Origin of the sequence: Cylindrospermum sp. FACHB-282 (genome assembly GCF_014697195.1) — a bacterium.
Taxonomy (GTDB): Bacteria; Cyanobacteriota; Cyanobacteriia; order Cyanobacteriales; family Nostocaceae; genus Cylindrospermum.
The window spans coordinates 1-25444 of sequence record NZ_JACJRJ010000007.1; the positions used below are offsets into that span (position 1 = coordinate 1).

A 25444-nucleotide genomic window follows, 5' to 3' on the forward strand; every position below is an offset into this window, starting at 1 on the left:
AGTGCTAGGAAGGCGCAGGGGAACAGTAGTATCCCTGACCAACCTACGAATACGAAGCGATCGCGCTTCAACCAGTCGTCTAGAGCGTCAAACCACCCTCTAGAACTGGGGGCGCGTCCAACTGCGATGGTCATTGCACAAAAATCCTCTTTTTTACTAAAATTGCCACGTTTTTAAGGCTGCACCGTCTTAGAAGTTTCCTCTATGAGCGGCTGCCGTGAGGAATTAACGTTTTTTTGAGAATCTCAGTTGCTCGCAAGCTGCTGAGATTATGAGAACTTACCGACTGAACCAGAGGGCATTTCTCAGGGTTATGGTATTACCTGTACTATTTGGCTAGTAACCTAGCTTGTAGTAACTTAATGATTTTTAACTTATCACATTAGTTCAGCTTTGCGCCGTATGTACGCAAGTGAACCCATCAATTATTTATTATGGATCTCAGCAGGCATCATAATTTTTACAATCTGACACAAATTTTCTCAGAAATCTCTAACTATCCAGCGGCTCCCTGAACTTGCAAGACATCCTGCTCCAATGGGACACTAGACTAGATAAGGAGAATATCTCACGGGCCAAGGTAGTTCAATGACGGCATCAACAACGATTAACAAAGGCGATCGCCTCCTACATCAAAACGTTCTCGGTTCTCGTCGGTTTAGCAACTACTGGTGGGCAACAATCGTTACTTTGGGAGCGACGGGCTTTCTTTTGGCTGGACTATCCAGTTATCTCAGAGTCAATTTACTACTAGTTACTGACGCAACTCAACTAATTTTCGTGCCTCAAGGATTGGTTATGGGGTTATATGGCACGGCTGGCTTGCTGTTAGCCTCATACCTGTGGCTGGTAATTTTATGGGATGTGGGTGGTGGCTACAACGAATTTAATCAGGAAACTGGTACATTTAAAATCTTCCGCTGGGGATTTCCCGGCAAAAACCGCCAAATTCAAATTGATAGCTCTATCCAAGATGTACAATCTGTGCGAATCTCCCTCAAAGAAGGTTTGAATCCCACTCGCGCACTTTATCTACGTGTCAAAGGTCGTCGGGACATTCCTTTAACACGAGTAGGACAACCGTTATCTTTGACAGAGTTAGAAACTCAAGGTGCTGAGTTAGCCAGATTTTTGGAAGTACCTTTAGAAGGGTTGTGAATTTTAGATTTGGGATTTGGGATTTGGATTTGGGATCACTGGAAAATACTGGCATCATATAATACTAAATTGCTTTAGTGTCTATTCTTTGAATTTCATCTAAAATCTAAATTCCCAAGTCCAAAATTGATCAGAGGAGATAAGATACTGTGGTTGAGTCAGTAATTGGCAATGCAGTTAAAATTTCCACAATTTTTGGTTGCCCTTTTAATTGTTGGGGCGTTGATGTTGGGAGGATGTTCTACAGAGCAAAATGCTTCTCGAGCTACTTCTCCAACCGCAACTGCTACCTCTAAAGCAACTGAGACAAGCAGCAAAACAACCACTGAAACAACATCAGTATCAGAAATTAGTAGTGAGAGTATTCCGGGAATGAAAGATTTACCACGGCTCGAAGGTAAAGCTACTGTGGTGATGACAGTTAAAGGCTCGCCGATTACTATCGAAGTAGATGGCACTAATGCCCCATATACGGCTGGTAACTTCGTAGATTTAGTGCAAAAGAAAGTGTACGACGGTTTAGTTTTCCATCGCGTGGTGCGCGAACCTCAACCGTTTGTAGTTCAAGGGGGCGATCCCCAAGGCAAAGACCCGCAATTTCCAGAGAATAGACTGGGTACAGGTGGTTATATTGACCCCAAAACTGGGACTGAACGCCGTATACCTTTGGAGATTAAGCCAAAAGGCGATAATGAAGCCATAGTTTACGGTAAGGTGATTACTAAACAGCCTTTGTTACAGCATAAGCAAGGTGCTTTAGCGATGGCGCGATCGCAAATGCCTGACTCTGCTTCTTCTCAGTTTTACTTTGCTTTGGCAGATTTGGGGTTCCTAGATGGTCAATATGCCGTGTTTGGCAATGTTACTCAGGGTTTCGATGTAGTTAGTAAAATTCAACAAGGCGATCGCATTGACTCTGCGAAAGTCACCCAAGGTGCAGAAAACTTGAAAACTGGTCAATAGTCAGTAATCATTAGTCAGTAGTCATTAGTCATTAGCAAATGGCAGATGACTACTGACAATTACCAAAATCCAAATAAATTACAAATTACGAATTATTTGAAGGTTGTTGTCACTGGTATTGGTCTAATTTCGGCTTTGGGTAAAAGCTTAAAGGATAGCTGGGAACAGTTACTTGCAGGTAAATCTGGAATTAAATTACATCAACCATTTCCAGAACTGGAAATACTTCCTCTAGGATTAATTTTTCAACAACCATCTGAATTAAATATTCTCACCCATAGGGTTGTTAACGCTGCACTGCTTGATGCCCAGTTGGTTCCACCGTTGTCTGATTGTGCGGTGATCATTGGATCGAGTCGCAGTTATCAAGCTTCATGGGAGATGTTAGCACGGCAGATGTCTGGGAAAGATCCCCGCCCAGCATCTTTAAATTTAGAGAATTGGTTAGACACCTTACCTCACATGAATGCCATCGCCTCAGCGCGGCAGATCGGTGCAACAGGGATAGTTTTAGCACCAATGGCAGCTTGTGCTACAGGAATTTGGGCGATCGCTCAAGCAGCTTTCCTCATTCAAACTGGGCAATGTCAACAAGCAATCGCTGGGGCTGTAGAAGCACCAATTACACCCCTGACTTTATCCGGTTTTCAGCAAATGGGTGCTTTGGCAAAAACTGGGGCTTATCCCTTTGATTTGCATCGCCAAGGCTTAGTATTAGGTGAAGGTGCTGCTGTGGTTGTCTTAGAATCAGCAGAGTTAGCACTAGCTAGGCAGGCAAAGATTTATGGCGAAATTCTCGGCTTTGGATTGACAACAGACGCATATCATGCGAATCAACCAGAACCTCAAGGAAAAAGTGCGATCGCCGCGATCAAGCAATGTCTAGAACGCAGTTGCTTAAAACCAACAGATATAGATTACATTCATGCTCACGGTACGGGTACCCTTCTAAATGACCGTGTAGAGAGCATGGTAATCCAGCAGATATTTCCCCAAGGGGTAGCAGTTAGTTCCACCAAAGGAAGCTCAGGTCATACCCTAGGTGCTTCGGGAGCTTTGGGCGTGGCTTTTTCCTTGATGGCTTTGCAAAATCAAATTTTACCGCCTTGTGTGGGATTGCAACAGCCAGAGTTTGATTTAGATTTCGTGACTGTAGCAAGTGAAAGTCAAATTCGGCGGGTGCTATGTTTGAGTTTTGGTTTTGGTGGTCAGAATGCAGTGATAGCCTTGGGTAACTGAGATTTTGTTTTTGATTGCTGATTCCGAGCCTGCCAGTGTGAATATGGATGTAAATGGCTCATTCTTTGGGTGTCGTTAATTTTGCCAGTATATAATTACTTCATTAGCGAAAAATCAACTGTTTCGATGTATTTATACCGGGACGCTCTGACATGAAATGGATCAAGCCATACCTTTGTTTCCTAGCATTTTCTTTACCTTTGTTTTCCCAAGCAGCACGGGTACAGGCTCAGTCCATACCAACAACAAAAACTTGGCAAATTAGTCAGGCTTTTAAGCCACCACAGCGAGAAGCACCTCCGGCAAGTGTTGGTGGTGCAACCCGTGGCATTTCTTGCTTAGAAGGTAACAAGCGATTAACCTCCTTAATACCTGCAAATAAATTGGGGCTGACCTTCTCTGAGCATCCTACTTTTTTTTGGTATATACCCACATCTCCAGTCAAAACTGCCCAATTGATCATCCTAGCTGATGCTGACAAAAGCGTATTTTATGAAACAGCTTTGACACTTCCCAATGTACCTGGAATTATTAGCTACACTATCCCTAGCAGTAACCCTCCCCTCGAAGTGGGTAAAACTTACCGCTGGTATCTGATGGTTCTATGTGATGATCAAGACTTCAGCAAAAATCCTAGGGTCGATGGTTGGGTAAAACGCACTCAACCAGAATCATCTCTGTCCCAGGCTCTTTCCAATTCAAACTTGCAACAGCTACCAAGCCTCTATGCAAACGCTGGAATTTGGCATGAAGCGCTGAGTAGTCTGGTGCAGTTACGACGTACAGAACGAAATAATTTAACAACTACTTTGAATTGGAGACAATTTTTAAACTCTGTAGGATTGAATGCGATCGCCTCTGAGCCATTAATTGATTGCTGCACGGTCAAAAAATAGTAAAACAGTTTTGTAATTTCCACAAAAATGACTTAAAAAACTCAAGACTCAGAACTACTGATATGTGGGCAAAGCTGAAACAGCAAATCTGGCAATGGCGGGTTGTGATCATTACAGTTCCCAATGTCACAGTCTTAGTGATTGCAATCCGGTTAACTGGATTGTTGCAATTGCTGGAATTGACAGCGTGGGATCAGTTTTTTATCCACCGCCCACAAGAGCCAGTTGATGCCCGCATTGTTATAGTTGAGATTAATGAGGCAGATGTCCATCAGCACAGGCAGTGGCCGATGTCTGATGCCACCCTTGCCAGCTTATTAGAGAAAATCAAGCAGCAACAACCTAGAGTCATCGGTTTAGACCTCTATCGGGACTTCCCCGTAAACCCCGGTCATTCAGACCTTGTTAATGTATTTGAGACTACCCCCAACTTAATTGGCATCCAAAAAGTTTCTGAGACTGATGATAGCGCTCCGGTGCAGCCACCTCCGGTACTGAAGCAACGCCAACAGGTTGGGGCAAACGACATACCTTTAGACGGGGATGGCAAAATCCGGCGGGGCTTACTGTACGTAAATTTAAAGAATGGCGAAGCCCTGACAAGCTTCGGGTTGAAACTGGCATTATTGTACTTGAAAGGTGAGGGGATTACTGATAGCGATCGCTCCCCAACAACCAACCCAAATTACTTGCAATTAGGTCGGGGTGTGTTCCCAATTTTTGAAGCTAATGATGGCGGTTACGTGGGGGCAGATGCGGGGAGCTACCAAGTATTATTGAATTATCGGGGACAAATAAAGCAATTTCCCAAAATATCCCTCACAGAAATATTAGAAAACCGCATCCCACCAGACTTAATGCGGGGACGAATAGTGTTAATTGGTTCAACTGCTGAGAGCTTGAAGGATCTGTTCTATACACCTTACACTAGTAACGTGTTTGCTGCCCCTGAGCGAATGGCGGGTGTAACAATTCATGCTAATTTGATTAGTCAAATTTTGAGTGCGTCTATAGATGGTCGTCCACTCATTCAGTGTTTACCTGAGCCTTTAGAATGGCTGTGGATTTTGGTTTGGTCTATCATTGGTGCTGCCTTGTGTTGGCAGAAACGCCACAGCCCTCACCTAGTTGCTATCAGTGTTTTCCTGGCAGCTGGTGGTTTGATTGGTAGCTGCTTTCTGGGGTTTTTGGTTGGCTGGTGGATTCCTGTAGTTCCGCCACTGCTGGCATTAGGGGGTTCGGCGATCGCAATTGCTCAGTATATTGCCCGTAGCGCTGCCGAAATGCAAAAAACCTTTGGTCGCTACCTGACAGATGAAGTAGTCGCCAATTTGCTAGAAACCCCCTCTGGCTTAAAGCTGGGAGGAGAAAGGAGAAAAGTCACGATTCTTGTATCTGACTTAAGAGGATTTTCCGCCATTTCCGAACAATTGCCACCAGAAAAAGTGGTAAAAATTCTCAATATTTATCTAGAAGTGATGACAGATGTCATCAACTATTACAAAGGTACGATTAATGAGTTTATTGGTGATGGCATCCTGGTGATGTTTGGTGCACCTATTAGTCGCCCAGATGATTCTCAAAGAGCGATCGCCTGTGCTGTTGCCATGCAATTGGCAATGGAAAAAGTGAATGATCAAAATGAAATCATGAATCTACCAATTCTAGAAATGGGAATTGGGATTAATACCGGGGAGGTTGTAGCGGGAAATGTTGGCTCTCAAAAACGCGCCCAATATACAGTCATCGGCAGTCATGTCAATCTAGCAGCTCGCGTTGAGACTTATACTGTGGGTGGACAGATTTTAATTTCTGAGTTTACCAGCAAAGATGCCAGCATTGAACTCAGAATTGATGACCAATTGCGAGTAGAACCGAAGGGCATCAAATCTCCCATTACCCTTTACGACATTGGTGGGATCGGCGGCAAATATAATCTCTTCTTACCCAAAAAAGCAGAGCATTGGGTGAAATTGATTGAGGAAGTACCTTTTGAGTATGTCGTTTTACAAGGGAAACACGCAGTCGGCACAGTTTTTCAGGGGAGATTAGTCAGCCTCTCAGAAACCGGGGCAGAATTGCAATCGCCCCATTCATTAGAAAATTTAAGTAATCTCAAGCTGAAGTTATTGACTGAACCAGAATTGCCTACCGAAGATGCAGATATCTATGCCAAGGTAATCAAACAATCCACCGTTGATCAGCACCATTATCTAATTCGGTTTACAGCCGTTCCCCCAAAGGCGATCGCATTACTCAATGCACTACGCCAGACAAATATGACCTAAAATCAGTGATAAACCTGCCAGCAGACCCAAAAGTTGAAATCTGGGTATGATAGGAAAGTAGATAAAACTTAAAAAATGTTCACAAAATGCTGATTCACTCCTCTGGCTTGTCCAAGGTCAAAGACTCAGTCACAGAAAAGATTTTTTTCGGCAATAAACCGACTGCCGAATTAATCGCCATTCTGAGCGTTTACTTTGTGCAAGGCATCTTAGGATTAGCGCGTCTAGCCGTCAGCTTTTTCCTTAAAGATGAATTATTGCTGAGTCCCGTTCAGGTATCCGTCCTATTGGGACTAGTAGCCCTACCTTGGATGATCAAGCCAGTGTATGGCTTTCTCTCCGATGGCTTGCCCATATTTGGCTATCGGAGACGTCCATACCTTGTGTTATCGGGCATCCTGGGAGCCGGTTCCTGGTTGAGTCTAGCAACAATAGTGCATACTAGCTGGGCAGCTACAATTGCGATCGCCCTGAGTTCCCTCTCCATCGCTGTCAGTGATGTGATAGTTGACTCCTTGGTTGTCGAACGGGCAAGAGTAGAATCACAAGCAAAAGCAGGTTCCCTACAATCCCTTTGCTGGGGTGCTTCCGCATTAGGAAGTTTGCTCACAGCATACTTGAGTGGTTTTCTTTTAGAACATTTTACCACCCGCGCTGTATTTTGCGTTACCGCTATCTTCCCCCTGATTGTCTCCGTATCAGCTTGGTTAATTGCCGAAACTCCCATCAGCAAAGATGACCAAAAGAGTCATAAAACCAACTTCCTCACCATCAAACATCAACTAGCAAAACTACGCCAAGCCATTACCCAAAAAGCAATTTGGCTCCCAACAGCATTTATCTTTATTTGGCACGCCACCCCCAGCGCCGATACAGCTTTTTTCTTCTTTACCACCAACGAACTACACTTTACACCAGAATTTTTAGGGCGAGTGCGCCTAGTGACGAGTTTTGCTTCCTTAATAGGAGTTTGGATTTTTCAACGTTTCCTCAAAACCATCTCCTTTCGGGTAATTTTTGCTTGGAGTATCATCCTATCCACAGCATTAGGAATGACAATGCTGATATTAGTCACTCATACCAACCGACTTTTGAGTATAGATGACCACTGGTTTAGTTTGGGTGATAGTTTGATTCTCACTGTGATGGGGCAAATCGCATTTATGCCAGTGATGGTACTAGCGGCGAGAGTTTGTCCCTCTGGAGTAGAAGCAACATTATTTGCCTTGCTGATGTCGATTTTTAATTTAGGCGGCATAGCTTCCCAGGGATTTGGGGTATTAATCATGCATTGGCTGAACATCACCTCAACTAACTTTGATTTGCTGTGGCTGTTAGTGTTGATTGCTAACCTCAGCCACCTGTTGCCCCTAGCATTCCTCAAGTGGCTACCAGAATCTGAAGAGAAGACTCAAACCATAACATTGTCAGTCAACAATGGGTAACTGATAGTCAAGAATTGATTTCCCATGAAGGCGCAAAAAATTGTCCTTGCGTTTTTGTGTATTGCCGCTAAAAAACAATTAAAAAACTTAAAATATCTCCAAACAAATGCATAAATTGAAACTTCAAGAACACCCAGACTTAGAAAAATCCTATACTCGTGAAGACTGGCAGAGAGGATATGAATCGCTAACCCAAGAATTTGATTATGGGATTGATGATATAGAAGGAGAAATTCCCCCAGAACTGCAAGGTACCCTATTTAGAAATGGCCCCGGTTTGTTGGATGTGAACGGACAAAGCATACATCACCCCTTTGATGGTGATGGAATGATTAGCCGAATTACCTTTAATAATGGTCGCGCCCATTTCCGTAATCGCTTTGTTCGCACCACTGGCTATTTAGAAGAACAAAAAGCCGGTAAAATTCTTTACCGCGGCGTTTTTGGTACTCAAAAACCCGGCGGTTGGCTGGCTAATATCTTCAACTTCCAACTCAAAAATATTGCTAATACAAACGTCATCTACTGGGGAGGAAAACTTTTGGCACTGTGGGAAGCAGCCGTTCCCCATCGCCTCAACCCCCACACATTGGAAACTTTAGGCAAAGAATCTTTTAACGGTGTTTTGTCAGCAGATGAAGCTTTTAGCGCCCATCCCCGCCTTGACCCCAGTTGCGCCCAAGATGGCGGCGCACCTTGCTTAGTAAACTTTTCAATTAAGCCGGGACTCTCAACCAAAATTACAACTTTTGAGTTAAACACAGCAGGTGAAATTGTTAGAAAACACGTCCATAGTGTCCCCGGTTTCTGTTTCATTCATGATTTTGTCATTACTTCTAATTACTGTATCCTCTTTCAAAATCCTGTCACCTTCAATCCCTTACCTTTCGCTTTAGGAATGCTTGGTGCAGGGGAATGCATCAAGTTTCAGCCCAATCAGCCAACTCGGATTATAGTTATCCCCCGAACTCCCCAAACAGAGCCACAAGGGGTAAAAATTCTGGAAACTTCATCTGGTTTTGTTTTCCATCACGCTAATGCATTTGAGGTAGGAGATGAAATTGTGATTGACTCTATTTGCTATGAAGCTTTACCAGAAGTCGAACCAGCAAGCGATTTTCGCCAAACTAATTTTGAGGCTATTTCCCCAGGACAACTATGGCGGTTTGACCTCAACCTGAAAGAGAATACAGTGCAGCGGGAGTTGATTGAAAGCCGCTGTTGTGAGTTTCCCAGTATCCACCCTGATAATGTCGGACGCCCTTATCGCTATTTATACATAGGTGCGGCTCATGCAGAGACTGGGAATGCTCCCTTGCAAGCAATTGTGAAAATTGATTTAAAGTCAGGGGAAAGACAATTGTGGAGTGCTGCACCTCGTGGTTTTGTAGGTGAGCCGATTTTTGTCCCCCGTCCAAATTCCCAACAAGAAGATGATGGCTGGGTGCTGGCTTTAGTTTATGATGCGGCTCATCACCGTTCAGATATGGTGATTTTGGATGCTAGTGATTTTCACAAAGGAGCAGTTGCGCGACTACATCTCAAACATCACATTCCCTATGGTCTGCATGGGAACTTTACTTCTGAGGTTTTTCTGGCAAATTAATTTCTACATCAACTAAGGCTTTAGCTCTTGCCTCATCGGGAAGGTAGAGAGACATTACAACAATAAAGCAAAAAAAAATGTAACGAAATTTACAGAATTTTGATTTTCTCAAAAAAAAGGGCTAGACTAGCCATACATAAATTCGGTTTGCGAATATAGGGTGATGAGGAGAAAATCTTATGGTTTCAACCCCTCTGCGATCGCTAGAAAATCATTCTCCAGCGCATATTTGCCCATTTGATCAAGCTTGTAGCTACTTAGAATGGGCGGCTAAAGAATTAAAACTAGATCAAGGTTTATTAGAAATCCTCAGCCACCCGCGTAAAGTGGTGACAGTTTCCATTCCCGTAAAACTGGATAATGGAGAGGTGCGGGTTCTAGCCGGACATCGGGTGCAACACTCTGATGTTTTAGGCCCCTACAAGGGGGGAATTCGTTACCATCCGGCTGTGACACTGCGGGAAGTGTCAGCTCTAGCAATGCTGATGACTTGGAAATGTGCGTTGGTAGGTATTCCCTACGGTGGCGCTAAGGGAGGTATTCCCATAGATCCCAAGCGCTACACCGTCGGCGAATTAGAGCGCATCAGCCGTCGTTATATCAGCGAGTTAATTAAAGACATCGGCCCCGCTGTAGACATACCTGCACCAGACATGGGTACTTCTGCCCGTGAAATGGCTTGGATGATGGACACTTACTCTGTAAATGTCGGTCATGCTGTGCCTGGGGTGGTGACTGGGAAGCCGCTTTCCATTGGTGGTTCGCGGGGACGGGAAATGGCCACCGGACGCGGTGTCATGATTGTTGTCCGTGAGGCCCTGGCAGATCAAGGTAAATCCCTGGTAGGAGTGCGAGTTGTCATTCAAGGTTTTGGCAATGTTGGCTGTGCCGCAGCTGAATTACTACACCAAGAGGGAGCGAAGGTGATTGCTGTTTCCACAGGTGCTGGAGGCGTATTTTCCCAAACCGGTCTTGATATTCCTGCCTTAAAAGCCTACGCCGCTAACAACCGTAAGAGTGTTGTGGGTTTTCCCCAAGGGGAGTCAATTAGTAATGCAGATTTACTTACTTTACCTTGTGATGTGTTGATTCCAGCGGCTTTGGAAAACCAAATCACTGAGGAAAATGTCAATCAGGTACAGGCCCAGATTATCGCCGAAGCTGCTAACGGCCCAGTTACCCTTGAGGCTAATCTATCCCTAGAGGCGCGGGGTGTAACGGTGTTACCAGATATTTTGGCCAATGCTGGCGGTGTAGTGGTGAGTTACCTGGAGTGGGTACAGGGTCTTTCTTACGTATTTTGGGATGAGGAACGGGTCAACCGGGAAATGGAGCACTTGATGGTGCAGGCTTATCGCCAGGTGATTCAACAGTCAAAGACGCGGCAGGTTACTCTCAGGTTAGCAGCTTATACCCTGGGGGTGGGTAGAGTGGCCCAGGCGCTAACTGATAGGGGTTTGTATCCTTAATTTTCTTGATGTTGATGATTTGAGGTGAATCAAAGGTAAAAGTCCAAGTCAGGATTTTTACCTTTGATTTTTTATGGTGTTTTCTGAAGATGATCAGAAAAACTAAATATGAAGCTAGAAAACAAAACACCGCTAAAATTCGCCCATATCAATGAAGTTTTGATAAAAAATCTTATCTTAGGTGATTTGTAGCTATCTTTTTCAAATTTTACTCTACATAATTCATGATATAAATGCAGAGAATATTATATACATCAGTAGTTAACTAGCATTTTAATACACAAAATAACCTGGTGAAAAAAATGAGTTCAATGGGTTTTAAGGCTTCTACCGTTTCAGCTTCAGTGCTTCTTGGTACCCTCACAACCTTGTGCATTGGTGCGCCCCAGGTAAATGCAGCCCTTTTAGTTGCCAATAGTGATAGCAACAGTATTATTATTTTTGATGAAAATACTGGCAACTTTCTGGGTAACTTTACAACTCCTAGTAGCGGTGGGTTACGCGCTCCCGATGACTTAACTTTTGGACCAGACGGCAACCTCTATGTTAGTAGTGGTGGTAACTCTAACCTCAACCTGCTTGACTCCTTATATCCAACTGATTCTGCGGTACTGCGCTATAGCCCAACTGGAGAGTTCTTGGGTGTAGCGGCTTCTGGTAATGGATTGATTCGCCCCTACGGCAATGCATTTGGCCCAGATGGTACTCTCTACGTTAGTAGTTTCCGCAGTAATCAGATATTGAAATTTAACCCTGTTACAGGGGATTTTTTAGGTGTCTTTGCTTCTGATAATAATAATGGTCAAGGGTCACTTAACGGGTTGAATGGCCCCAATGGTCTGGTGTTTGGTCCAGATGGTAGCCTGTATGTGACCACGGAGGGTACGGCTAATGATGCTGATGGTAATCTCGCGTTTCCTTATGAAAGCCAGGTGTTGCGTTACAGTCCGGCTCAAGTAGCTGGTACTGAGCCAACGACAAATCCCACTGTCTTGATCTCTCAGCCTACCCCATTACCGGAAAGTTTCGGTTTTGTGAGTTTGCTGGGTTTAGCGATCGCACCCAACAATGATATTTTAGTTAGTGACTTTGCTGGGGGTATCCGGCGTTATAACTCAGATGGCTTGTTGCTTGAGACTTTATCTACTAATTACACAGGCACTAATCCCAGTAACAATTTTATTGGTGGCTTAACTTTTGGGGCTGGTAGTTCTAGTAATAATCTCTATGCTGCTGGGTTTGACTTTACTAATAACAACCTTGGCTCAATCTTAGCTTTCAATGGGGCTACAGGCAGTTCTACAAATTTTACTGGTAGTCAATTTACTAACAGTAGTCTGGTGCGTCCTATCGGTATTACTGCTGTACCAGTGCCAGAAAAGTACAGTATGTTAGGGGGTCTGTTAGCCCTTGGTGCATTCTCTATTGCTACTGGGAAAAAGCGCCAAAATTTGGGCTAATCTCATCAGACCATTACCCCTGTTGCCGTACAATTACCACTTTATAATTCATATAAATTGAATAATGGGTTATATTCCCATCTCTGGCAGATGTTATCAGCTGAAGCAAGTTAGTACTGGTTGTATTACCTGTCACTTAACAAGTAACATAACCAGATACTAGCTTTGACACTCCCCGGCATAAATGCACGGGGATTCTTGGTTCAAAGAGACCACTTAAACTAGATTCCTTGCGTTATCTAGCCCAGAGGTGGGACTCTCCACGCCAGGTGCTTCAAGTCGGGAAACCCACTCCACGCACTGGCTCCCAAGGGTTAACTTTCCAGATGCCCGACCGTAGTTGCATAACTGCAATTCCTGTTTAATTGAACTAGTTCACAGAGTACCGCAACTAGGCCCAGCAATAACGCCTCTAGCTACATTAGTCCCATTAGCAGCTATGTCAATAGTTCCCACGGCATATCTTCTATCCAGCTTGACTAAAAATTCTCCCTTTTTAAAGCTGCCACCTGGTTGCCATCTAACACCGCTTATTTTGGCATTCCGGTCAAAATTAACTAATTCTGCTTTTGGACTTGCACTCACAACTCTAACGCAGCTTGGTAAGCCGAGTACCCAGGTGTTCAAATCTCTAGACCTCGGCAATTCTTCCAGATAGTAGCGCCAGGTAGAGGTGTTGCCGCTGTAAGATACCCCCAGATAGCTAAGACGGAAGCTATTTGCGAGTGTAATTGATTGATCGAGTGTTGAAGTACCGATTGTTCCAGTATTTGTGGTGTTTGTATACGTACCGACTGTTCCAGTGGTTGTATTGCTGACAGTAGTAATTTGGCTGATATTACTAATTTCAGTTATTTCTCTGTAGTTCCAGATATCTTCAAATACCAATTGTTCTTCACGTCTGTTGGCTGAATCATAACGAATTTGAGTTACAACTTTCAGCTCCGACCTCGACAAGTCAATATTGCCTAGTCGCAGTTGACTTAATTCAATTACCTCTGGTTGTAAGAAAAATCTCCCTGCATTCTTGTCAATTAGTCTTGCTCCTGTGCTGGTGTAAACCTGCACCCAATTATTGTTTTTGCGGGCGTAAACAATGTAGACAGCATTTGCATATCTGGTAACTGGTTTTTCTAGAATATCCAGATGTACAACCAAAGCTTTTTTATTGTAATTAACTAGCCGCCTTAATTTAAGTGAGGTATTCCAGTCTTTAATCCGAAAAACTTTTGATGAACGATGATCTTGTTGTCTACCATATCCGCGTTTGCGATCATCGTCATCGTCATCATCTCTTCGCCGTCCACGTTTGCGATCATCGTCATCATCATCATCGTCGTCGTCATCGTCATCATCTCTTCGCCGTCCACGTTTGCGATCATCGTCATCATCATCATCGTCGTCATCGTCATTATCGGCAATCAAAAAAGTTGATTTCTCAATTCCACGCAACTGATTTTGAACTGAATCAGTTCCTTGCTCTTGTTGTTCAAGAGTCTGTCCTTGTAAATCGTCTATTTTGGTTGTTAAAGAAAGAACTTGAGAGGGGAGAGACGCAGCAGCTACGACAGAGAGACTTGTAACTGTCAAAGCACCTTTAGCAAACAAACTGAGTGAAGACTTAAGTGACATAGAAATCCTTCTGTGGCTTGACTTGTGTCGTGATACCTGGCTTCTAAGTAAGTTGGTTTACTTAGTCTTCATCTAGACGACAGGATGTCACAGCTATAAGTTCCTAAGTCTGTGTAATTTTCTACAACTGCTATCAGTTGCAAGTGGAATGTTGATTTAGAGTTGATGCTCGGTTTCTTGGCGTTTAGGAAATTTCTGGAGCAATACCCCAATGACTCAATTTGTGAACTCATAAATGGAGAAATAGTTGAGATGGATGCAACGCGAGCGCATAAAAGCATCCAGTATGCTTTGATGAGAAAGTTTGATCAGGAATGCGATCGCGTACAACTTGACTATATTATTGGCAATGACATTAAAATCAGAACATTGACTACAAAGGGAGATGAACACTGTTTTACCGCTAACCGCTGGTTTTTTTGTTAACTTACATCTTGATCAGTTCCCACAACCGCCTCGAATGAATTCTGAGGCTAATAGTAAAAGTCGTCTCAAGACGACTGAAAAATTGTTTTAGTCCGTTAAAACGGACTTGGTCTATTAGGCTTTTATGCTTCAAGTCAAGGTGTATCTAAAATTTAGCCTCTGAGTCAAACTTTAAAATTACCTCTTGCAATTCATTGACGGTAGCATGAGATAGTTCTAGCTCCAACTGAGTTTGCTGTAGTTGATATTTTAGGTTTTCTAGTTCTGTTGTAGTCTGTTGTCGTTGCAACTGAGATTGTTGCCATTGCATAAGTTGCGATGTAGCTAATTTATCTGCTTGAGGGTTAAGGCTGTAAAGGCTATAATTCATCAGCAAACGATCAGCTTCCTCCATAAAAAATATGTTTTTAATTACACGATTTGGGCGACTCCATTGAGAAGCTTTAGGGGTGAATACGGAAAGACAATCACACAGAATATTTCCATTGCACCAGGAAATAATTTCCTGACTTAAGCATTGTAAACCAGCCTGTTCACAGTATTGCTCAAATACTTTAGCACTCATAGTTTCACCGCGTAATTGCGGGTTTTCTACCTCTAAATTACCAGTAGAAGGATTAAGATAGCTACCCATATTGGAATGATGGATAAATCCAATACCATTGGGTTTAAGTTTCAAAGCTATCTCTTGCAAATATGCTTTAATTACATCTTCTTCAGCATGAACTAAAGAATCAAAGCTAAAAACAAAGTCAATGGATTCATCAGGAACCATTTTTAAGGACTTACCATCATTGACATGATAATTAATATGCGAACAATCAGCAAAACGCTGTTGACAAGCAGCAATACATTTATCAGTTAAATCTACTATGGTCAAGTTCTCACAAAAATCTTTTAAGTATTGCGTCCAACGCCCAAAACCAGGAGCTATTTCTAAGATTGTTTTTCCTGGAATAAATGCTTGAATGCGAGGATATATGCTTCCCCAAAAGGAATAATCTGCTCCACCCCAGGCTCTAGACCATTCATTACCCTGTTCGTTCCAGCTGTAATTAGACCATATATCCAAGTTTTCCTCAATACTCGGCATCTTGACCCCCTATCACTAAAAATATGAATATTTGAGTTTCCACTGCATCTGTTCTAGCTTTAGATGTAAGTGCTTTTGAACAATTTATCTTGCCTAGCAAGCGTTCTCCTAAATCGCAGCTACACTGAAAAGCATTTTTCAAAAAGTTCTGAAAAATTTGGCTTTATTCTAGCTAGAGATAGCATCCGGGTCATTGTACTATATTTCGCTAGTAAAATTAATATTTTTTGCCCTATACCAATTTTATGTGAAGTTGCATAAGCTAAAACACATCTAATTTGGACAAGTAGGTGCGTGGGGGAAAAGATGAGATCAAAGATAGTCCTAGTCTGAAACCTTGCATTTTAGAAATCTTTGATGAATGTTATCAAGAAGCAAGAAAAGAAGCATCTGACCGTTCTCAACTTGCTATTGACATATTTCGGCTTATACCCATTGGGTCTTTAGAACAAATTTTAGATGAAAGCTGGTTTCCCGAATATAACTACAATCATCACGGTAAAGCCGATTAAGATAGATACTTAACTCACGCTTCCTCAAGGAGTATCCAGCGGTGCAGCCGGACTTAATAGGCTTGGAAATTAGCAAGGGGGAACTGAGGCGCTTGACTGGGTTTGACCCTGAAGACGTTTTTCGACCTTCGATTATGGCAGACCGTGAGAAGCGCTTAGGGTTTTTGTTGAATGAAGGCTTGGTAGCGATCGCACTTACCCCCATCATTGTCGGCTTTATTTATGCATTTCTCATCCTACCCACCATCGGATCTTCCATAAAATTGGGCATTCTTCTGCTAATTGTCGTCCCTATGGCTGTAATCTTGGGGCGATCGCTATGGCGGCGTTTCACCTGTCCCCACTTACTCACAATACTTTTAGACGAAGTTGATAAATATCACCAAGTAATCACAGCGATAGATATTCATGACCAGCTGGCGACCACTGGAAACTCACCAAGCAGCCTCAAAGACCGAGACCAAGTACTCGCCGCCATGGAACTAATTCGAGAAGATTTAGTCCGCGCCCTGAAAAGTGAACGTATTTTGCGGGATAATAAAAAACTGCTTGCTAACAACCAAGAGTTATTTGTCAACAATTTAGCCAATCTGCAAGCTTTAGAAGTTAGTAGTCAGGCTGGCGAATACGCTCAACTCCTAAATCAATCATTGCAGATTGCCATCGATGTGCAAGCAGAAATCAGAAAATTGCAGAAAGTCTAAGTAAAGGAAACCTCTGCTTAGACCTGCCTCAAAAAAGTCGTCCCGTTGAGTCAAATGAGCAACAAACCGAAGATAATTGTCCTGGATGATGACCCTACGGGTTCTCAAACAGTCCACAGCTGCTTGCTGCTAATGCACTGGGATGTGGAAACTTTACGCGCTGGGTTGCGGGATGATTCCCCGATCTTCTTTGTCCTGACTAATACGCGATCGCTAACTCCAGAGACAGCGACATCTGTCACCAAAGAAGTTTGTCAAAACCTGAAATTAGCGATCGCCGCCGAAGCAATAGACGATTTTCTGGTTGTTAGCCGTTCTGACTCCACATTACGGGGACATTACCCCATAGAAACCGATGCGATCGCTAAAGAACTTGGGCCATTTGATGCTCATTTTCTCGTACCCGCTTTTTTTGAAGGTGGACGCATTACCCGCGACAGCATCCATTATTTGATCATCGATGGAGTCCCTACCCCAGTACATGAAACTGAGTTTGCCCGTGATTCAGTTTTCAGTTACCATCACAGTTACTTACCAAAATACGTAGAAGAAAAAACCCAAGGTCGCATCAGTGCGGAAACAGTAGAAAGATTCTTACTTGCAGACATCCGTGCTGGTAGTCTAAAACGCTTGCTACAACTGAATAATAATCAGTGTGCTGTTGTTGATGGCGAAACTCAGGCCGATCTCAACCGCTTTGCTGTAGACCTGTTAACAGCAGCGAGTCAGGGGAAACGCTTTCTATTTCGTTCCGCTGCCAGCATCTTAACAGCCTTAGCCGCCTTACCTCCCCAACCCATCGCCGCCGAAAATATGGCAGAGTATGTCCGTGGTGGTAAACCAGGTGCAGTAATTGTAGGTTCCCACGTCAAAAAAACAACGCAGCAGTTAGAGTCACTGTTGCAAGTTGAGGGAACTGTGGGGATTGAGGTGAATGTCGGACGGTTACTTGAAGATGGGGACAATCAATCTGCTAAACTGCTAACCGAGATTCTCGAAAGCGTCCATGCAGCACACAACGCCGGTCAAACACCAGTGGTTTATACCAGCCGTCAAGAATTGTCTTTTAAGGATGTCAAAACCAGGTTAGCTTTTGGGGCAACTGTTTCTGGCTTACTGATGGATATTGTTCAGGGTTTACCATCTGATATAGGATTCTTAATCAGCAAAGGTGGCATTACCTCCAATGATGTCTTGAGTACTGGTCTGGATTTAACTACAGCGAGATTACTCGGTCAAATTTTAGCTGGTTGTTCAATGGTGCTGACACCATCTGACCATCCCCAGTTTCCCAATTTGCCCGTGGTGCTGTTTCCGGGTAATGTCGGTAACACTGATGCCTTGGGGACAATTTATCAAAGATTAACTCAAAAAGTAATGAGTGCTGAGTGCTAAGGCACTCTCTAGAGTGAGGATATTTTTTCAGAAGACAACTAATCTAAATATTGGTAATCGCTTAGAGTATTTGCGTCCTTTGGCTGGTGCTGCATGACTTCTGATTCTGCTATCCCCGATTTAGATTCAAATTCTGCAACTCCTAAAGCAGAATCAAACTTTAACCTTGCTAACGACTTAGAGGTAAATAACTCTAGCGTTGCAGATGTAGAGTCAAATTCTGCCACAACTGAAGCAGATTTTCATTCTATTGTCCCCGATACCGAGCTAAATTCTGTCCTCAGCTATTTAAAATCAAATTCTAATGCTGCTAACTCAGATGTAGAATCTGATGCTGCTAACTCAGATGTAGAATCTAATGCTGCTAACTTAGATGTAGAATCTGATGCTGCTAACTCAGATGTAGAATCTGATGCTGCCTTGGCTGATTTAAATACTCTTGAGTTAGTATTACCAGAACAGAGGGTGAATAATGCTCTCCAAGTCCAGTTGAAAACTGAGGAGGGACGACTTTTATTAATTTTACCAACGGAGTCTCAAGTACCTGCCTCGGAACTGAACTGGTCTGAAATTTGGCAACAGATGAGGCAGCGCCTAAACGCTGGGGATCGTTTACGGAGGCCTAACACCACAGTGCATCTGGTGGCAAAAGACCGCTTGTTGGATAATAGACAACTGCAAGAACTTGCCGAAGCTTTAAGTGAAGTTCAACTCCAGCTAAAGTCTGTGGCGACTAGTCGTCGTCAAACAGCGATCGCTGCTGTCACCTCTGGTTATTCTGTAGAACAACTACAACCAGAAACCTCCCTGAATTCCGAGTCGAAAACTACCCATACAGCCCTAGCTGATGCCCTCTATCTGGAAATGACCGTCCGTTCTGGGGCAGAAATTCGTCATCCCGGTACAGTAATTATTTTGGGAGATTTAAATCCAGGTGGTATCGTGATTGCAGATGGAGATATTCTAGTTTGGGGTCGTCTCCGGGGAATAGCTCATGCTGGTGCCGGGGGCAATCGCGAGTGTCTAATTATGTCCTTGCAAATGGAACCAACTCAATTACGGATTGCAGATGCTGTAGCGAGGGCACCAGAAAAATTACCGGTGCAATTTTATCCAGAAGTGGCACACATTACGCCCCAAGGAATTCGCATCGCTAGGGCTAGTGATTTTTCCCGAAGCCAATTAAGTAGAATCAATCAAGAGCCATAAATCTTTACTATATTTCCTGAACCCTAATCGAGCGCATTCCTATCATGACTCGCATTATTGTAATTACCTCCGGCAAAGGAGGGGTGGGTAAAACCACAGTTTCTGCAAATCTGGGCATGGCTTTAGCCAAAATAGGGCGTCAAGTTGCCTTGGTTGATGCGGATTTTGGTCTGAGAAACCTAGATTTGTTGCTAGGGCTAGAAAATCGCATCGTCTACACAGCTGTAGAAGTCTTGTCTAGAGAGTGCCGCTTAGAACAAGCTTTAGTCAAAGATAAGCGGCAACCCAATCTTGTACTCCTGCCAGCTGCCCAAAATCGTACCAAAGAAGCCGTAACTCCTGACCAAATGAAGTTATTGGTGAATGCACTGGCCCAAAAATACCAGTACGTGGTGATTGATAGCCCAGCGGGTATTGAAATGGGGTTTAAAAATGCGATCGCCCCAGCCAAAGAAGCCCTCATCGTCACCACGCCAGAAATTTCCGCAGTCCGTGATGCTGACCGGGTAGTGGGGTTACTAGAAGCACAAGGCGTTAAGCGAATTCATTTAATAATTAATCGTATCAGACCCGCAATGGTGCGAGCAAATGATATGATGTCAGTGCAAGATGTTCAGGAACTTCTCGCCATCCCCTTAATCGGGGTAATCCCTGACGATGAGCGCGTTATTGTCTCTACCAATCGCGGCGAACCTTTAGTATTATCAGAAACACCCTCTTTAGCTGCCATAGCCTTTGAGAACATTGCTCGCAGATTGGAAGGAGAAACTGTCGAATTTCTTGAGCTTGACTCACCTAACGACAACATCTTCTCCCGGCTGCGAAAGTTGTTGTGGACAAAGATTGTTTAACTCATTTTCTAGTCTCCGCCTAAGACTTAGCCGCAATGATTCTTGAAATTATCGAAAAACTTTTTTTTCGCAGTCCTGACACCAGTCGTACCCAAGTTAAACGCCGCCTGCAACTAGTGATTGCCCACGATCGCGCCGACTTAGACCCCCAAACCTTGGAAAAAATGCGCCAAGAAATCCTGGCCATAGTCTGTCGCTATGTAGAAATTGAGACAGACGGCTTGGAGTTCTCCCTAGAAAGCAACAACCGCACAACAGCTTTGATTGCTAATTTACCCATCCGTCGGGTAAAAGAAACTCTACCTGAATTAGAAAGCAGCGATAAACCACAGTAGGTTTTCAGTTGTTTTTTACCTTAACAGCTATTTTCAAATCAATCAAACACACAAAAGAAATTAAAATTTCTGTAGAGACGTTTCATGAAACGTCTCTACAACGTGGTCTATGAAAATGCAAATTGCTATAACTTGGGACAGCCATAATAGACTAACTTATCTCAGGCTCAACACCCAGCGCCTTTAACTGTTCCTTCAACCTTTCCACTTGCAACTCAGACTGTTGTAACGCCTGCGCTAACTCCCCAGGAGCCAACAACTTCTCCCCCGTATCTTCCCGATAAAAAGCAATCAATTCGCCATCAACTTCCAACCGCAGTTTTAAAGGCTCGCATCGTCCATCGGTAATTGGTTCATACTCTTCTTTATATAACCGATAGCCTTGTAACTGTTCGGTTATCCATTCTCCCTTGGGGTCAAATAGCCAATATTCCTGCACTCCTAATTGCTCATACAAAGTCTTTTTGAAACCCATATCCTGATTTTTCGTACCTGGAGAAGTCATCTCAAAAATTACCGCAGGTACTTCTCCCTCTTCCCAAATTTTGTAATTATCCCGACCCCCAGACGCAACATTAAAAATTACCATCACATCTGGAGCTACTCTTAATTTAGGATAACCTTGAGCATAGTAGAGAAATTGATCACCTAAAACAGTCGCTTGCTGTCCCTGCAAATACTGTCTCAAGATTTCTAAAGTTACGAGTATTGCATACAAATGAATGTAGGATTCCGCCAAGGGTTCACCATCCGAACTAGGATAAAAAATTTCTGTTGGTTGAGGAGTGTTTACGAGGGTAGTCATAATTAGCCACCTGGGTTTAGGGGATAACTGGGTGCTTCTATTATTTTAGTCATTGATAGACTCCTCTGATCTTTCTGGAACCTTGGAGTCAAACACAATCCCATGACTGGCTGTAGGTAGCAGTCGCCGCAGTATTTGCAGATAAGCTTCTGCATCATTCCGACGATGAAACCGAGCTACTACCAACCGTTGCATCTTGGGTAGTTGGCGAATAATAGACCAGGGATGACTATTTGATTTTGGCTTTGAAGTTGGTATCATAGGTTAATATCCCCCACTTTGTGGGGTGTTAGGAATAGCGATCGCTCTCAAGTTTTCCAGGCTATGGGCGATCGCTTTTGATTTGTTTTAAATTAAAGGTGAGTATTCACCTTTGGTATTTATATTACAGGTGAATACTCACCTGTGTCAATAGATGGATGGGACGAGTTAGACTGCGAATACGAGAATTAGCTGAGAAGCAAGGTTGGACACTGCAAGATGTTGCTGATCGTGCTGGAGTCAACTACAACACAGTCAAAAGCTATGCTCGGCGTGATGACGGTATGAATACAGTTGATTTAAGTGCAGTCTATAAAATAGCCCGTGCTTTTGAGGTAAGTATTGAAGAATTAATGGAATTAGTGGAAGAGTAGAATAGTAGGCGATCGCAATTGGTAACGACAAATGGTAGCAAATCCCAGTTATAGCTATATTTCCCCAGAAGACTATCTCCAAGGCGAAGAAACCAGCCCTGTTAAGCACGAATATAGACAGGGAGAGGTTTACGCAATGGCAGGAGCAAGTAATACTCATGTAATTATTGCAGGTAATCTGTTTGCTACGCTGAGAAATCATCTGCGTGGAAGCGGATGTCAGGCTTACATATCAGATACCAAGGCGCATATTGAATCGATTAATACCTATTACTACCCTGATGTCATGGTAAGTTGTGACCAAAGGGATAGAACCTTTAACAATTTTTTGCGTTATCCTTGTTTAATCATTGAGGTTTTATCAGATTCTACAGAAGGCTTTGACAGAGGTGATAAATTTGCCGATTACCGAAATTTAGAATCACTTCAAGAATATGTGTTAGTCAGTCAAACCCGCATCAATGTGGAAATTTTCCGTCGCAACCCAGAAGGGCAATGGGTACTTTATCCCTATGAAAAAGACGATCAAATATATCTATCGAGTGTAGATTTCCGCTGTGCTGTAACAGATGTGTATGAAGATGTTACTTTTGAATTGCCTCAATTGACAACAGAGTGAAAATGGTGTGATTTGAATAAGCTACGCTAGAAAATTACATAACAACTTTTCGATGTAAACTGCCATGTCTCCTCTAACAACTGATTTCCAAAGTCTTTATGAAGTAGATTATCTGCAATGGCTAGAAACTACTGTAGAAAAACTCCGAAATCAGGAATATTCAACTGTCGATTGGGGGAATCTGATTGAGGAAATTGAGGACATGGGAAGGAGTGAGAAAAGAAGTTTAGAAAGCAATTTGATTGTAATTATATTGGATTTGCTTAAATGGCAGTTTCAACCAGATAATAGAAGTGGTAGCTGGGAAGGAAGCATTATTGAACATCGCCGCCGAGTTAAGAAACTTCGCAACGAATCTCCTAGCCTCAAGCCTTATCTAGAAAGTATATTTGTCGAGTCTTATACAGAAGCAGTCAAACAAGCCAAAGCTGAAACTAGGCTACCATTAGATACATTTCCTATAGAATGCCCATATACTCTAGCAAATGTAATTGATGATGAGTTTTTGCCGGAGTAACTTTTAGAGTGTCTGTTTGCCAATATAAAGACTTGTTGGTGTAACAGACACACACCACAAAGCATTGGCTAAAGCATCACATCTCTTTTCAGATGATGTTTTCATTGCTGCTTCTACTGTTTGAACAACGAGATTTTTGAACTCATCAGACTTTAGAAATGTATGATCTATTTTTGAAGCCAGGATCAATTTCAAAATCAAGACGCTCTTTTCCTAAAATACGCTTCCTAAAATACGCTCTCGATTTTGAATATAAAAACAGTAGTCTGGTTCTGCTGCTTGTTGGTTAGCACGCTTGAGAGTAATAGGTGTAAATGCTTCCCAGTCCTTACCTTGATGTCGAAGTAAAGCCTTTACTAAGTCAGCTAATATATCAGTATTTTTACCATGACCCGGTAACGGTGACATAATTCTAATTTCTTGAGTAGCACTGTTACATTTAATTCTTAATCCTGCTTTATTTTGGCGACGAGCGAGCAAATTTTCGTAATCATCCCAACTTCTAAATCGCAAAATTAACTCATCCCCTGGAGCCAGTTCAATTATGTCTTGGGTGATGGTGGGTAATAAATATCATATTTTTACCAGCCAGAGAATTAAGGGTTTCTGTATATAGCAATCCTATTTGATTTGTGAACATAAAGTGAGTCAGATACCCGACTTCTCTAAGAAGTCGGGTATCTTTGTGTTCACAAATGATTTAGGACTGCTATAGTATTCCTATTTTATCAGCCGAGCAAAAAATCAAAAAAATTCCCGTTGTCACCTATAGCAACAACGGGAATCGTTAATATTTTTGATCACTATCGAGAAGCAACTTGTGGTTCTGCCCAAACTTGTGTTAATCGTTCACCAAAAGTAATCGGCTGATCTGCGTCTGTTGTTGTGGTTACAGTCTTACCATCACTAGCAACTTGCACCAAGGGCCAGTTTTCTTCACCTAGTTCGCCGGCACGGAATAGGACGTTATTAGGTTGACTTTTACTCCAACCTAACAATACTGCTATTTTCTCATGCTCATCTTCCTCTTGAGCAGGAGCAACTGTATTTGCTTGATTTTGTTGCCGATCCCAAATCACGGCCCGATCTGTAGAATCAGCTGTGTTGAATATGCCTTCAAATTTGCGTGCTAAAAAGCGATCGCCTTTTTCTGACCAACTAACAGGAACCAATACCCCAATTGTACCGTTAGTATCGGTTTGTTCTACTGGCACTGCTGGCATCCTTAATAGGGGATCGCTAACAGGAGAAGTTGCAGCCATCACCCGTAACCGCTTGGTTTGCCTATCTTGGACAAACAAAACACTGGTGACTCGGCTATTGTACATTTCGGGTTTTACTTCTAGTTGCACCCGGCTATAAACAGCATACTGACCATCTGGAGAAACTACAGGCAGACTGCGATAGTAGCGCACACCAGAACCCCCCTTACTCCCAATAGCCTCTTGAGTCACCGTAATCCATTTCCAGGGAATAGGATGAGGACTACCGATGGGATCTGCTAGTACTGTTTGGGACTCATCAGGTTGTTGATCCCCATTGGTTTCTATCGTTAAGCTTGGTTGTGGTTCTCGCACGGCTGGTGCGACTGTTGCCAACGGATCAAGGGCAGCGCTACTAGAGATAAAATTATCTTTTTCTGCCAAATGCTTCAATTTAGCGGCTTTTAATCTTTGCACTAAATCAAGTTGACTAACAGGCCCCTCTGTGAAGGGTGTGTGTTTAGCTGCATAAGAGCTACGGTTGAGAGAATTATTTTCTCTTACCAAAAAGTTAAATTGATTAGCTGGTGATAGTTGCGGTTCCCCAATCGTAGCCATTTTTACTGACCCAGAACCAGCTTCTCCACTCAAAGTGTTGATTTGATCTGCTGTTAAATTAGGTTCCCCAGTAGCAGCTACTTCCTTAGGTATGGAGGCAGATTCTCCAGTTCCTAAGGTATTCTTTTCTACCTCCGATTGTTTCGCTGAGGTAGAGTGAGCCGCTGCCCCTACTAAGGGTGCAAGCAGTATCACTACAACACAGTATTTGAGAAATGGTTGTCTGCGGAACCATCCTGACAGCAAAAGGGGTTTAGGCATGGTGGACTCTCTAGGGGGGCGGTTGCTGTGTGAGGAGCAATGTCTATGCGGCAATGGGGAAAGCTATGATTATATGTATAACAAGAAACTCAAAACTTTAACGAGA

The 25444-nt window shown here is 43.1% G+C and carries 24 protein-coding genes and 2 pseudogenes; 19 read left to right on the forward strand and 7 right to left on the reverse strand.

Annotated features, from left to right (window positions below; all coding sequences use genetic code 11):
• Nucleotides 1-134 (reverse strand): annotated as a pseudogene (locus H6G32_RS05270) (photosystem II D2 protein (photosystem q(a) protein)); the annotation flags it as partial.
• Nucleotides 135-588: 454 nt separating this feature from the next.
• Between H6G32_RS05270 and H6G32_RS05275 the strand changes: the two are divergent.
• From H6G32_RS05275 to H6G32_RS05315, 9 genes are all read left to right on the forward strand, one after another.
• Nucleotides 589-1158, forward strand: a complete 570-nt coding sequence (locus H6G32_RS05275; RefSeq protein WP_190455826.1) for a photosystem I assembly protein Ycf4 — start codon at nt 589-591, stop codon at nt 1156-1158.
• 171 nt (nt 1159-1329) lie between these two features.
• A complete protein-coding gene (locus H6G32_RS05280; RefSeq protein WP_190455828.1) occupies nt 1330-2121 on the forward strand; it encodes a peptidylprolyl isomerase in 792 nt (263 codons plus the stop codon).
• 45 nt (nt 2122-2166) lie between these two features.
• Nucleotides 2167-3360, forward strand: a complete 1194-nt coding sequence (locus H6G32_RS05285) for a beta-ketoacyl-ACP synthase (protein ID WP_190455831.1) — start codon at nt 2167-2169, stop codon at nt 3358-3360.
• A gap of 152 nt (nt 3361-3512) precedes the next feature.
• The gene (locus H6G32_RS05290) at nt 3513-4256 is read left to right on the forward strand and encodes a DUF928 domain-containing protein (RefSeq protein WP_190455833.1); all 744 of its coding nucleotides are present in this window, start codon (nt 3513-3515) and stop codon (nt 4254-4256) included.
• A gap of 62 nt (nt 4257-4318) precedes the next feature.
• Nucleotides 4319-6544 carry a CHASE2 domain-containing protein gene (locus tag H6G32_RS05295; protein WP_190455835.1) on the forward strand — a complete coding sequence of 742 codons (2226 nt, stop codon included), beginning with the start codon at nt 4319-4321 and terminating at the stop codon, nt 6542-6544.
• A gap of 86 nt (nt 6545-6630) precedes the next feature.
• Nucleotides 6631-7989, forward strand: coding sequence for a folate/biopterin family MFS transporter (locus H6G32_RS05300; RefSeq protein ID WP_190455838.1), 1359 nt, complete (start codon nt 6631-6633; stop codon nt 7987-7989).
• Between the two features lie 106 nt (nt 7990-8095).
• Nucleotides 8096-9595, forward strand: a complete 1500-nt coding sequence (locus H6G32_RS05305; protein ID WP_190455839.1) for a carotenoid oxygenase family protein — start codon at nt 8096-8098, stop codon at nt 9593-9595.
• A 179-nt stretch (nt 9596-9774) separates the two neighbouring features.
• Nucleotides 9775-11064, forward strand: coding sequence for a Glu/Leu/Phe/Val family dehydrogenase (locus H6G32_RS05310; RefSeq protein WP_190455841.1), 1290 nt, complete (start codon nt 9775-9777; stop codon nt 11062-11064).
• 302 nt (nt 11065-11366) lie between these two features.
• Nucleotides 11367-12524, forward strand: coding sequence for a PEP-CTERM sorting domain-containing protein (locus H6G32_RS05315; RefSeq protein ID WP_190455844.1), 1158 nt, complete (start codon nt 11367-11369; stop codon nt 12522-12524).
• 375 nt (nt 12525-12899) lie between these two features.
• Here H6G32_RS05315 and H6G32_RS05320 read toward each other — a convergent pair whose 3' ends face one another.
• Nucleotides 12900-14156, reverse strand: a complete 1257-nt coding sequence (locus H6G32_RS05320; RefSeq protein ID WP_190455846.1) for a hypothetical protein — start codon at nt 14154-14156, stop codon at nt 12900-12902.
• Nucleotides 14157-14408: 252 nt separating this feature from the next.
• Between H6G32_RS05320 and H6G32_RS05325 the strand changes: the two genes are divergently transcribed.
• A complete protein-coding gene (locus tag H6G32_RS05325) occupies nt 14409-14582 on the forward strand; it encodes a hypothetical protein (RefSeq protein ID WP_309232561.1) in 174 nt (57 codons plus the stop codon).
• 145 nt (nt 14583-14727) lie between these two features.
• On the opposite strand, the gene H6G32_RS05330 is transcribed toward H6G32_RS05325, so the two are convergent.
• Entirely contained in the window at nt 14728-15675 is a 948-nt protein-coding gene (locus tag H6G32_RS05330; protein WP_190455850.1) for a class I SAM-dependent methyltransferase, read from the reverse strand.
• Nucleotides 15676-15977: 302 nt separating this feature from the next.
• Here H6G32_RS05330 and H6G32_RS05335 point away from each other — a divergent pair.
• The 6 genes and pseudogenes from H6G32_RS05335 to minE form a co-directional block, all read left to right on the forward strand.
• A pseudogene (locus H6G32_RS05335) lies at nt 15978-16187 on the forward strand (DUF29 family protein); the annotation flags it as partial.
• Between the two features lie 41 nt (nt 16188-16228).
• Nucleotides 16229-16891: a hypothetical protein gene (locus H6G32_RS05340; RefSeq protein WP_190455852.1), complete on the forward strand. Its 663-nt coding sequence runs from the start codon at nt 16229-16231 to the stop codon at nt 16889-16891.
• Between the two features lie 54 nt (nt 16892-16945).
• Entirely contained in the window at nt 16946-18286 is a 1341-nt protein-coding gene (locus H6G32_RS05345; protein WP_190455855.1) for a four-carbon acid sugar kinase family protein, read from the forward strand.
• Between the two features lie 93 nt (nt 18287-18379).
• Nucleotides 18380-19495: a septum site-determining protein MinC gene (gene minC / locus H6G32_RS05350; RefSeq protein ID WP_190455857.1), complete on the forward strand. Its 1116-nt coding sequence runs from the start codon at nt 18380-18382 to the stop codon at nt 19493-19495.
• Between the two features lie 44 nt (nt 19496-19539).
• A complete protein-coding gene (gene minD, locus H6G32_RS05355; protein WP_190455859.1) occupies nt 19540-20346 on the forward strand; it encodes a septum site-determining protein MinD in 807 nt (268 codons plus the stop codon).
• 35 nt (nt 20347-20381) lie between these two features.
• On the forward strand, nt 20382-20681 hold the full coding sequence (gene minE, locus H6G32_RS05360) for a cell division topological specificity factor MinE (protein WP_190455861.1): 300 nt from the start codon (nt 20382-20384) through the stop codon (nt 20679-20681).
• A 151-nt stretch (nt 20682-20832) separates the two neighbouring features.
• On the opposite strand, the gene H6G32_RS05365 is transcribed toward minE, so the two are convergent.
• Together H6G32_RS05365 and H6G32_RS05370 are read right to left on the reverse strand one after the other, a co-directional pair.
• On the reverse strand, nt 20833-21486 hold the full coding sequence (locus H6G32_RS05365; RefSeq protein ID WP_190455863.1) for a Uma2 family endonuclease: 654 nt from the start codon (nt 21484-21486) through the stop codon (nt 20833-20835).
• 45 nt (nt 21487-21531) lie between these two features.
• The gene (locus H6G32_RS05370; protein WP_190455865.1) at nt 21532-21747 is read right to left on the reverse strand and encodes a hypothetical protein; all 216 of its coding nucleotides are present in this window, start codon (nt 21745-21747) and stop codon (nt 21532-21534) included.
• A gap of 158 nt (nt 21748-21905) precedes the next feature.
• Between H6G32_RS05370 and H6G32_RS05375 the strand changes: the two genes are divergently transcribed.
• The 3 genes from H6G32_RS05375 to H6G32_RS05385 all read left to right on the forward strand — a co-directional run bounded on the left by H6G32_RS05375 (nt 21906) and on the right by H6G32_RS05385 (nt 23257).
• Nucleotides 21906-22121 carry a helix-turn-helix domain-containing protein gene (locus H6G32_RS05375; protein WP_190455867.1) on the forward strand — a complete coding sequence of 72 codons (216 nt, stop codon included), beginning with the start codon at nt 21906-21908 and terminating at the stop codon, nt 22119-22121.
• Nucleotides 22122-22152: 31 nt separating this feature from the next.
• On the forward strand, nt 22153-22740 hold the full coding sequence (locus H6G32_RS05380; protein ID WP_190455869.1) for a Uma2 family endonuclease: 588 nt from the start codon (nt 22153-22155) through the stop codon (nt 22738-22740).
• A gap of 64 nt (nt 22741-22804) precedes the next feature.
• Entirely contained in the window at nt 22805-23257 is a 453-nt protein-coding gene (locus tag H6G32_RS05385) for a DUF29 domain-containing protein (RefSeq protein WP_190455870.1), read from the forward strand.
• 213 nt (nt 23258-23470) lie between these two features.
• Here the strand turns inward: H6G32_RS05385 and H6G32_RS05390 are convergent, their stop codons facing one another.
• Together H6G32_RS05390 and H6G32_RS05395 are read right to left on the reverse strand one after the other, a co-directional pair.
• Nucleotides 23471-23665, reverse strand: a complete 195-nt coding sequence (locus H6G32_RS05390; protein ID WP_309232562.1) for a hypothetical protein — start codon at nt 23663-23665, stop codon at nt 23471-23473.
• Nucleotides 23666-24060: 395 nt separating this feature from the next.
• Nucleotides 24061-25338, reverse strand: a complete 1278-nt coding sequence (locus H6G32_RS05395) for a hypothetical protein (RefSeq protein WP_190455872.1) — start codon at nt 25336-25338, stop codon at nt 24061-24063.
• Between the last annotated feature and the right edge of the window lie 106 nt (nt 25339-25444).

What these genes read in the sequence shown, in the direction of transcription:
- H6G32_RS05275 (WP_190455826.1), top strand. Translation starts at nt 589, where the DNA reads ATGACGGCATCAACAACGATTAACAAAGGCGATCGCCTCCTACATCAA.
- H6G32_RS05280 (WP_190455828.1), top strand. Translation starts at nt 1,330, where the DNA reads ATGCAGTTAAAATTTCCACAATTTTTGGTTGCCCTTTTAATTGTTGGG.
- H6G32_RS05285 (WP_190455831.1), top strand. Translation starts at nt 2,167, where the DNA reads ATGACTACTGACAATTACCAAAATCCAAATAAATTACAAATTACGAAT.
- H6G32_RS05290 (WP_190455833.1), top strand. Translation starts at nt 3,513, where the DNA reads ATGAAATGGATCAAGCCATACCTTTGTTTCCTAGCATTTTCTTTACCT.
- H6G32_RS05295 (WP_190455835.1), top strand. Translation starts at nt 4,319, where the DNA reads ATGTGGGCAAAGCTGAAACAGCAAATCTGGCAATGGCGGGTTGTGATC.
- H6G32_RS05300 (WP_190455838.1), top strand. Translation starts at nt 6,631, where the DNA reads ATGCTGATTCACTCCTCTGGCTTGTCCAAGGTCAAAGACTCAGTCACA.
- H6G32_RS05305 (WP_190455839.1), top strand. Translation starts at nt 8,096, where the DNA reads ATGCATAAATTGAAACTTCAAGAACACCCAGACTTAGAAAAATCCTAT.
- H6G32_RS05310 (WP_190455841.1), top strand. Translation starts at nt 9,775, where the DNA reads ATGGTTTCAACCCCTCTGCGATCGCTAGAAAATCATTCTCCAGCGCAT.
- H6G32_RS05315 (WP_190455844.1), top strand. Translation starts at nt 11,367, where the DNA reads ATGAGTTCAATGGGTTTTAAGGCTTCTACCGTTTCAGCTTCAGTGCTT.
- H6G32_RS05320 (WP_190455846.1), bottom strand. Translation starts at nt 14,156, where the DNA reads ATGTCACTTAAGTCTTCACTCAGTTTGTTTGCTAAAGGTGCTTTGACA.
- H6G32_RS05325 (WP_309232561.1), top strand. Translation starts at nt 14,409, where the DNA reads ATGGATGCAACGCGAGCGCATAAAAGCATCCAGTATGCTTTGATGAGA.
- H6G32_RS05330 (WP_190455850.1), bottom strand. Translation starts at nt 15,675, where the DNA reads ATGCCGAGTATTGAGGAAAACTTGGATATATGGTCTAATTACAGCTGG.
- H6G32_RS05345 (WP_190455855.1), top strand. Translation starts at nt 16,946, where the DNA reads ATGAGCAACAAACCGAAGATAATTGTCCTGGATGATGACCCTACGGGT.
- minC (WP_190455857.1), top strand. Translation starts at nt 18,380, where the DNA reads ATGACTTCTGATTCTGCTATCCCCGATTTAGATTCAAATTCTGCAACT.
- minD (WP_190455859.1), top strand. Translation starts at nt 19,540, where the DNA reads ATGACTCGCATTATTGTAATTACCTCCGGCAAAGGAGGGGTGGGTAAA.
- minE (WP_190455861.1), top strand. Translation starts at nt 20,382, where the DNA reads ATGATTCTTGAAATTATCGAAAAACTTTTTTTTCGCAGTCCTGACACC.
- H6G32_RS05365 (WP_190455863.1), bottom strand. Translation starts at nt 21,486, where the DNA reads ATGACTACCCTCGTAAACACTCCTCAACCAACAGAAATTTTTTATCCT.
- H6G32_RS05370 (WP_190455865.1), bottom strand. Translation starts at nt 21,747, where the DNA reads ATGATACCAACTTCAAAGCCAAAATCAAATAGTCATCCCTGGTCTATT.
- H6G32_RS05375 (WP_190455867.1), top strand. Translation starts at nt 21,906, where the DNA reads ATGGGACGAGTTAGACTGCGAATACGAGAATTAGCTGAGAAGCAAGGT.
- H6G32_RS05380 (WP_190455869.1), top strand. Translation starts at nt 22,153, where the DNA reads ATGGTAGCAAATCCCAGTTATAGCTATATTTCCCCAGAAGACTATCTC.
- H6G32_RS05385 (WP_190455870.1), top strand. Translation starts at nt 22,805, where the DNA reads ATGTCTCCTCTAACAACTGATTTCCAAAGTCTTTATGAAGTAGATTAT.
- H6G32_RS05390 (WP_309232562.1), bottom strand. Translation starts at nt 23,665, where the DNA reads ATGTCACCGTTACCGGGTCATGGTAAAAATACTGATATATTAGCTGAC.
- H6G32_RS05395 (WP_190455872.1), bottom strand. Translation starts at nt 25,338, where the DNA reads ATGCCTAAACCCCTTTTGCTGTCAGGATGGTTCCGCAGACAACCATTT.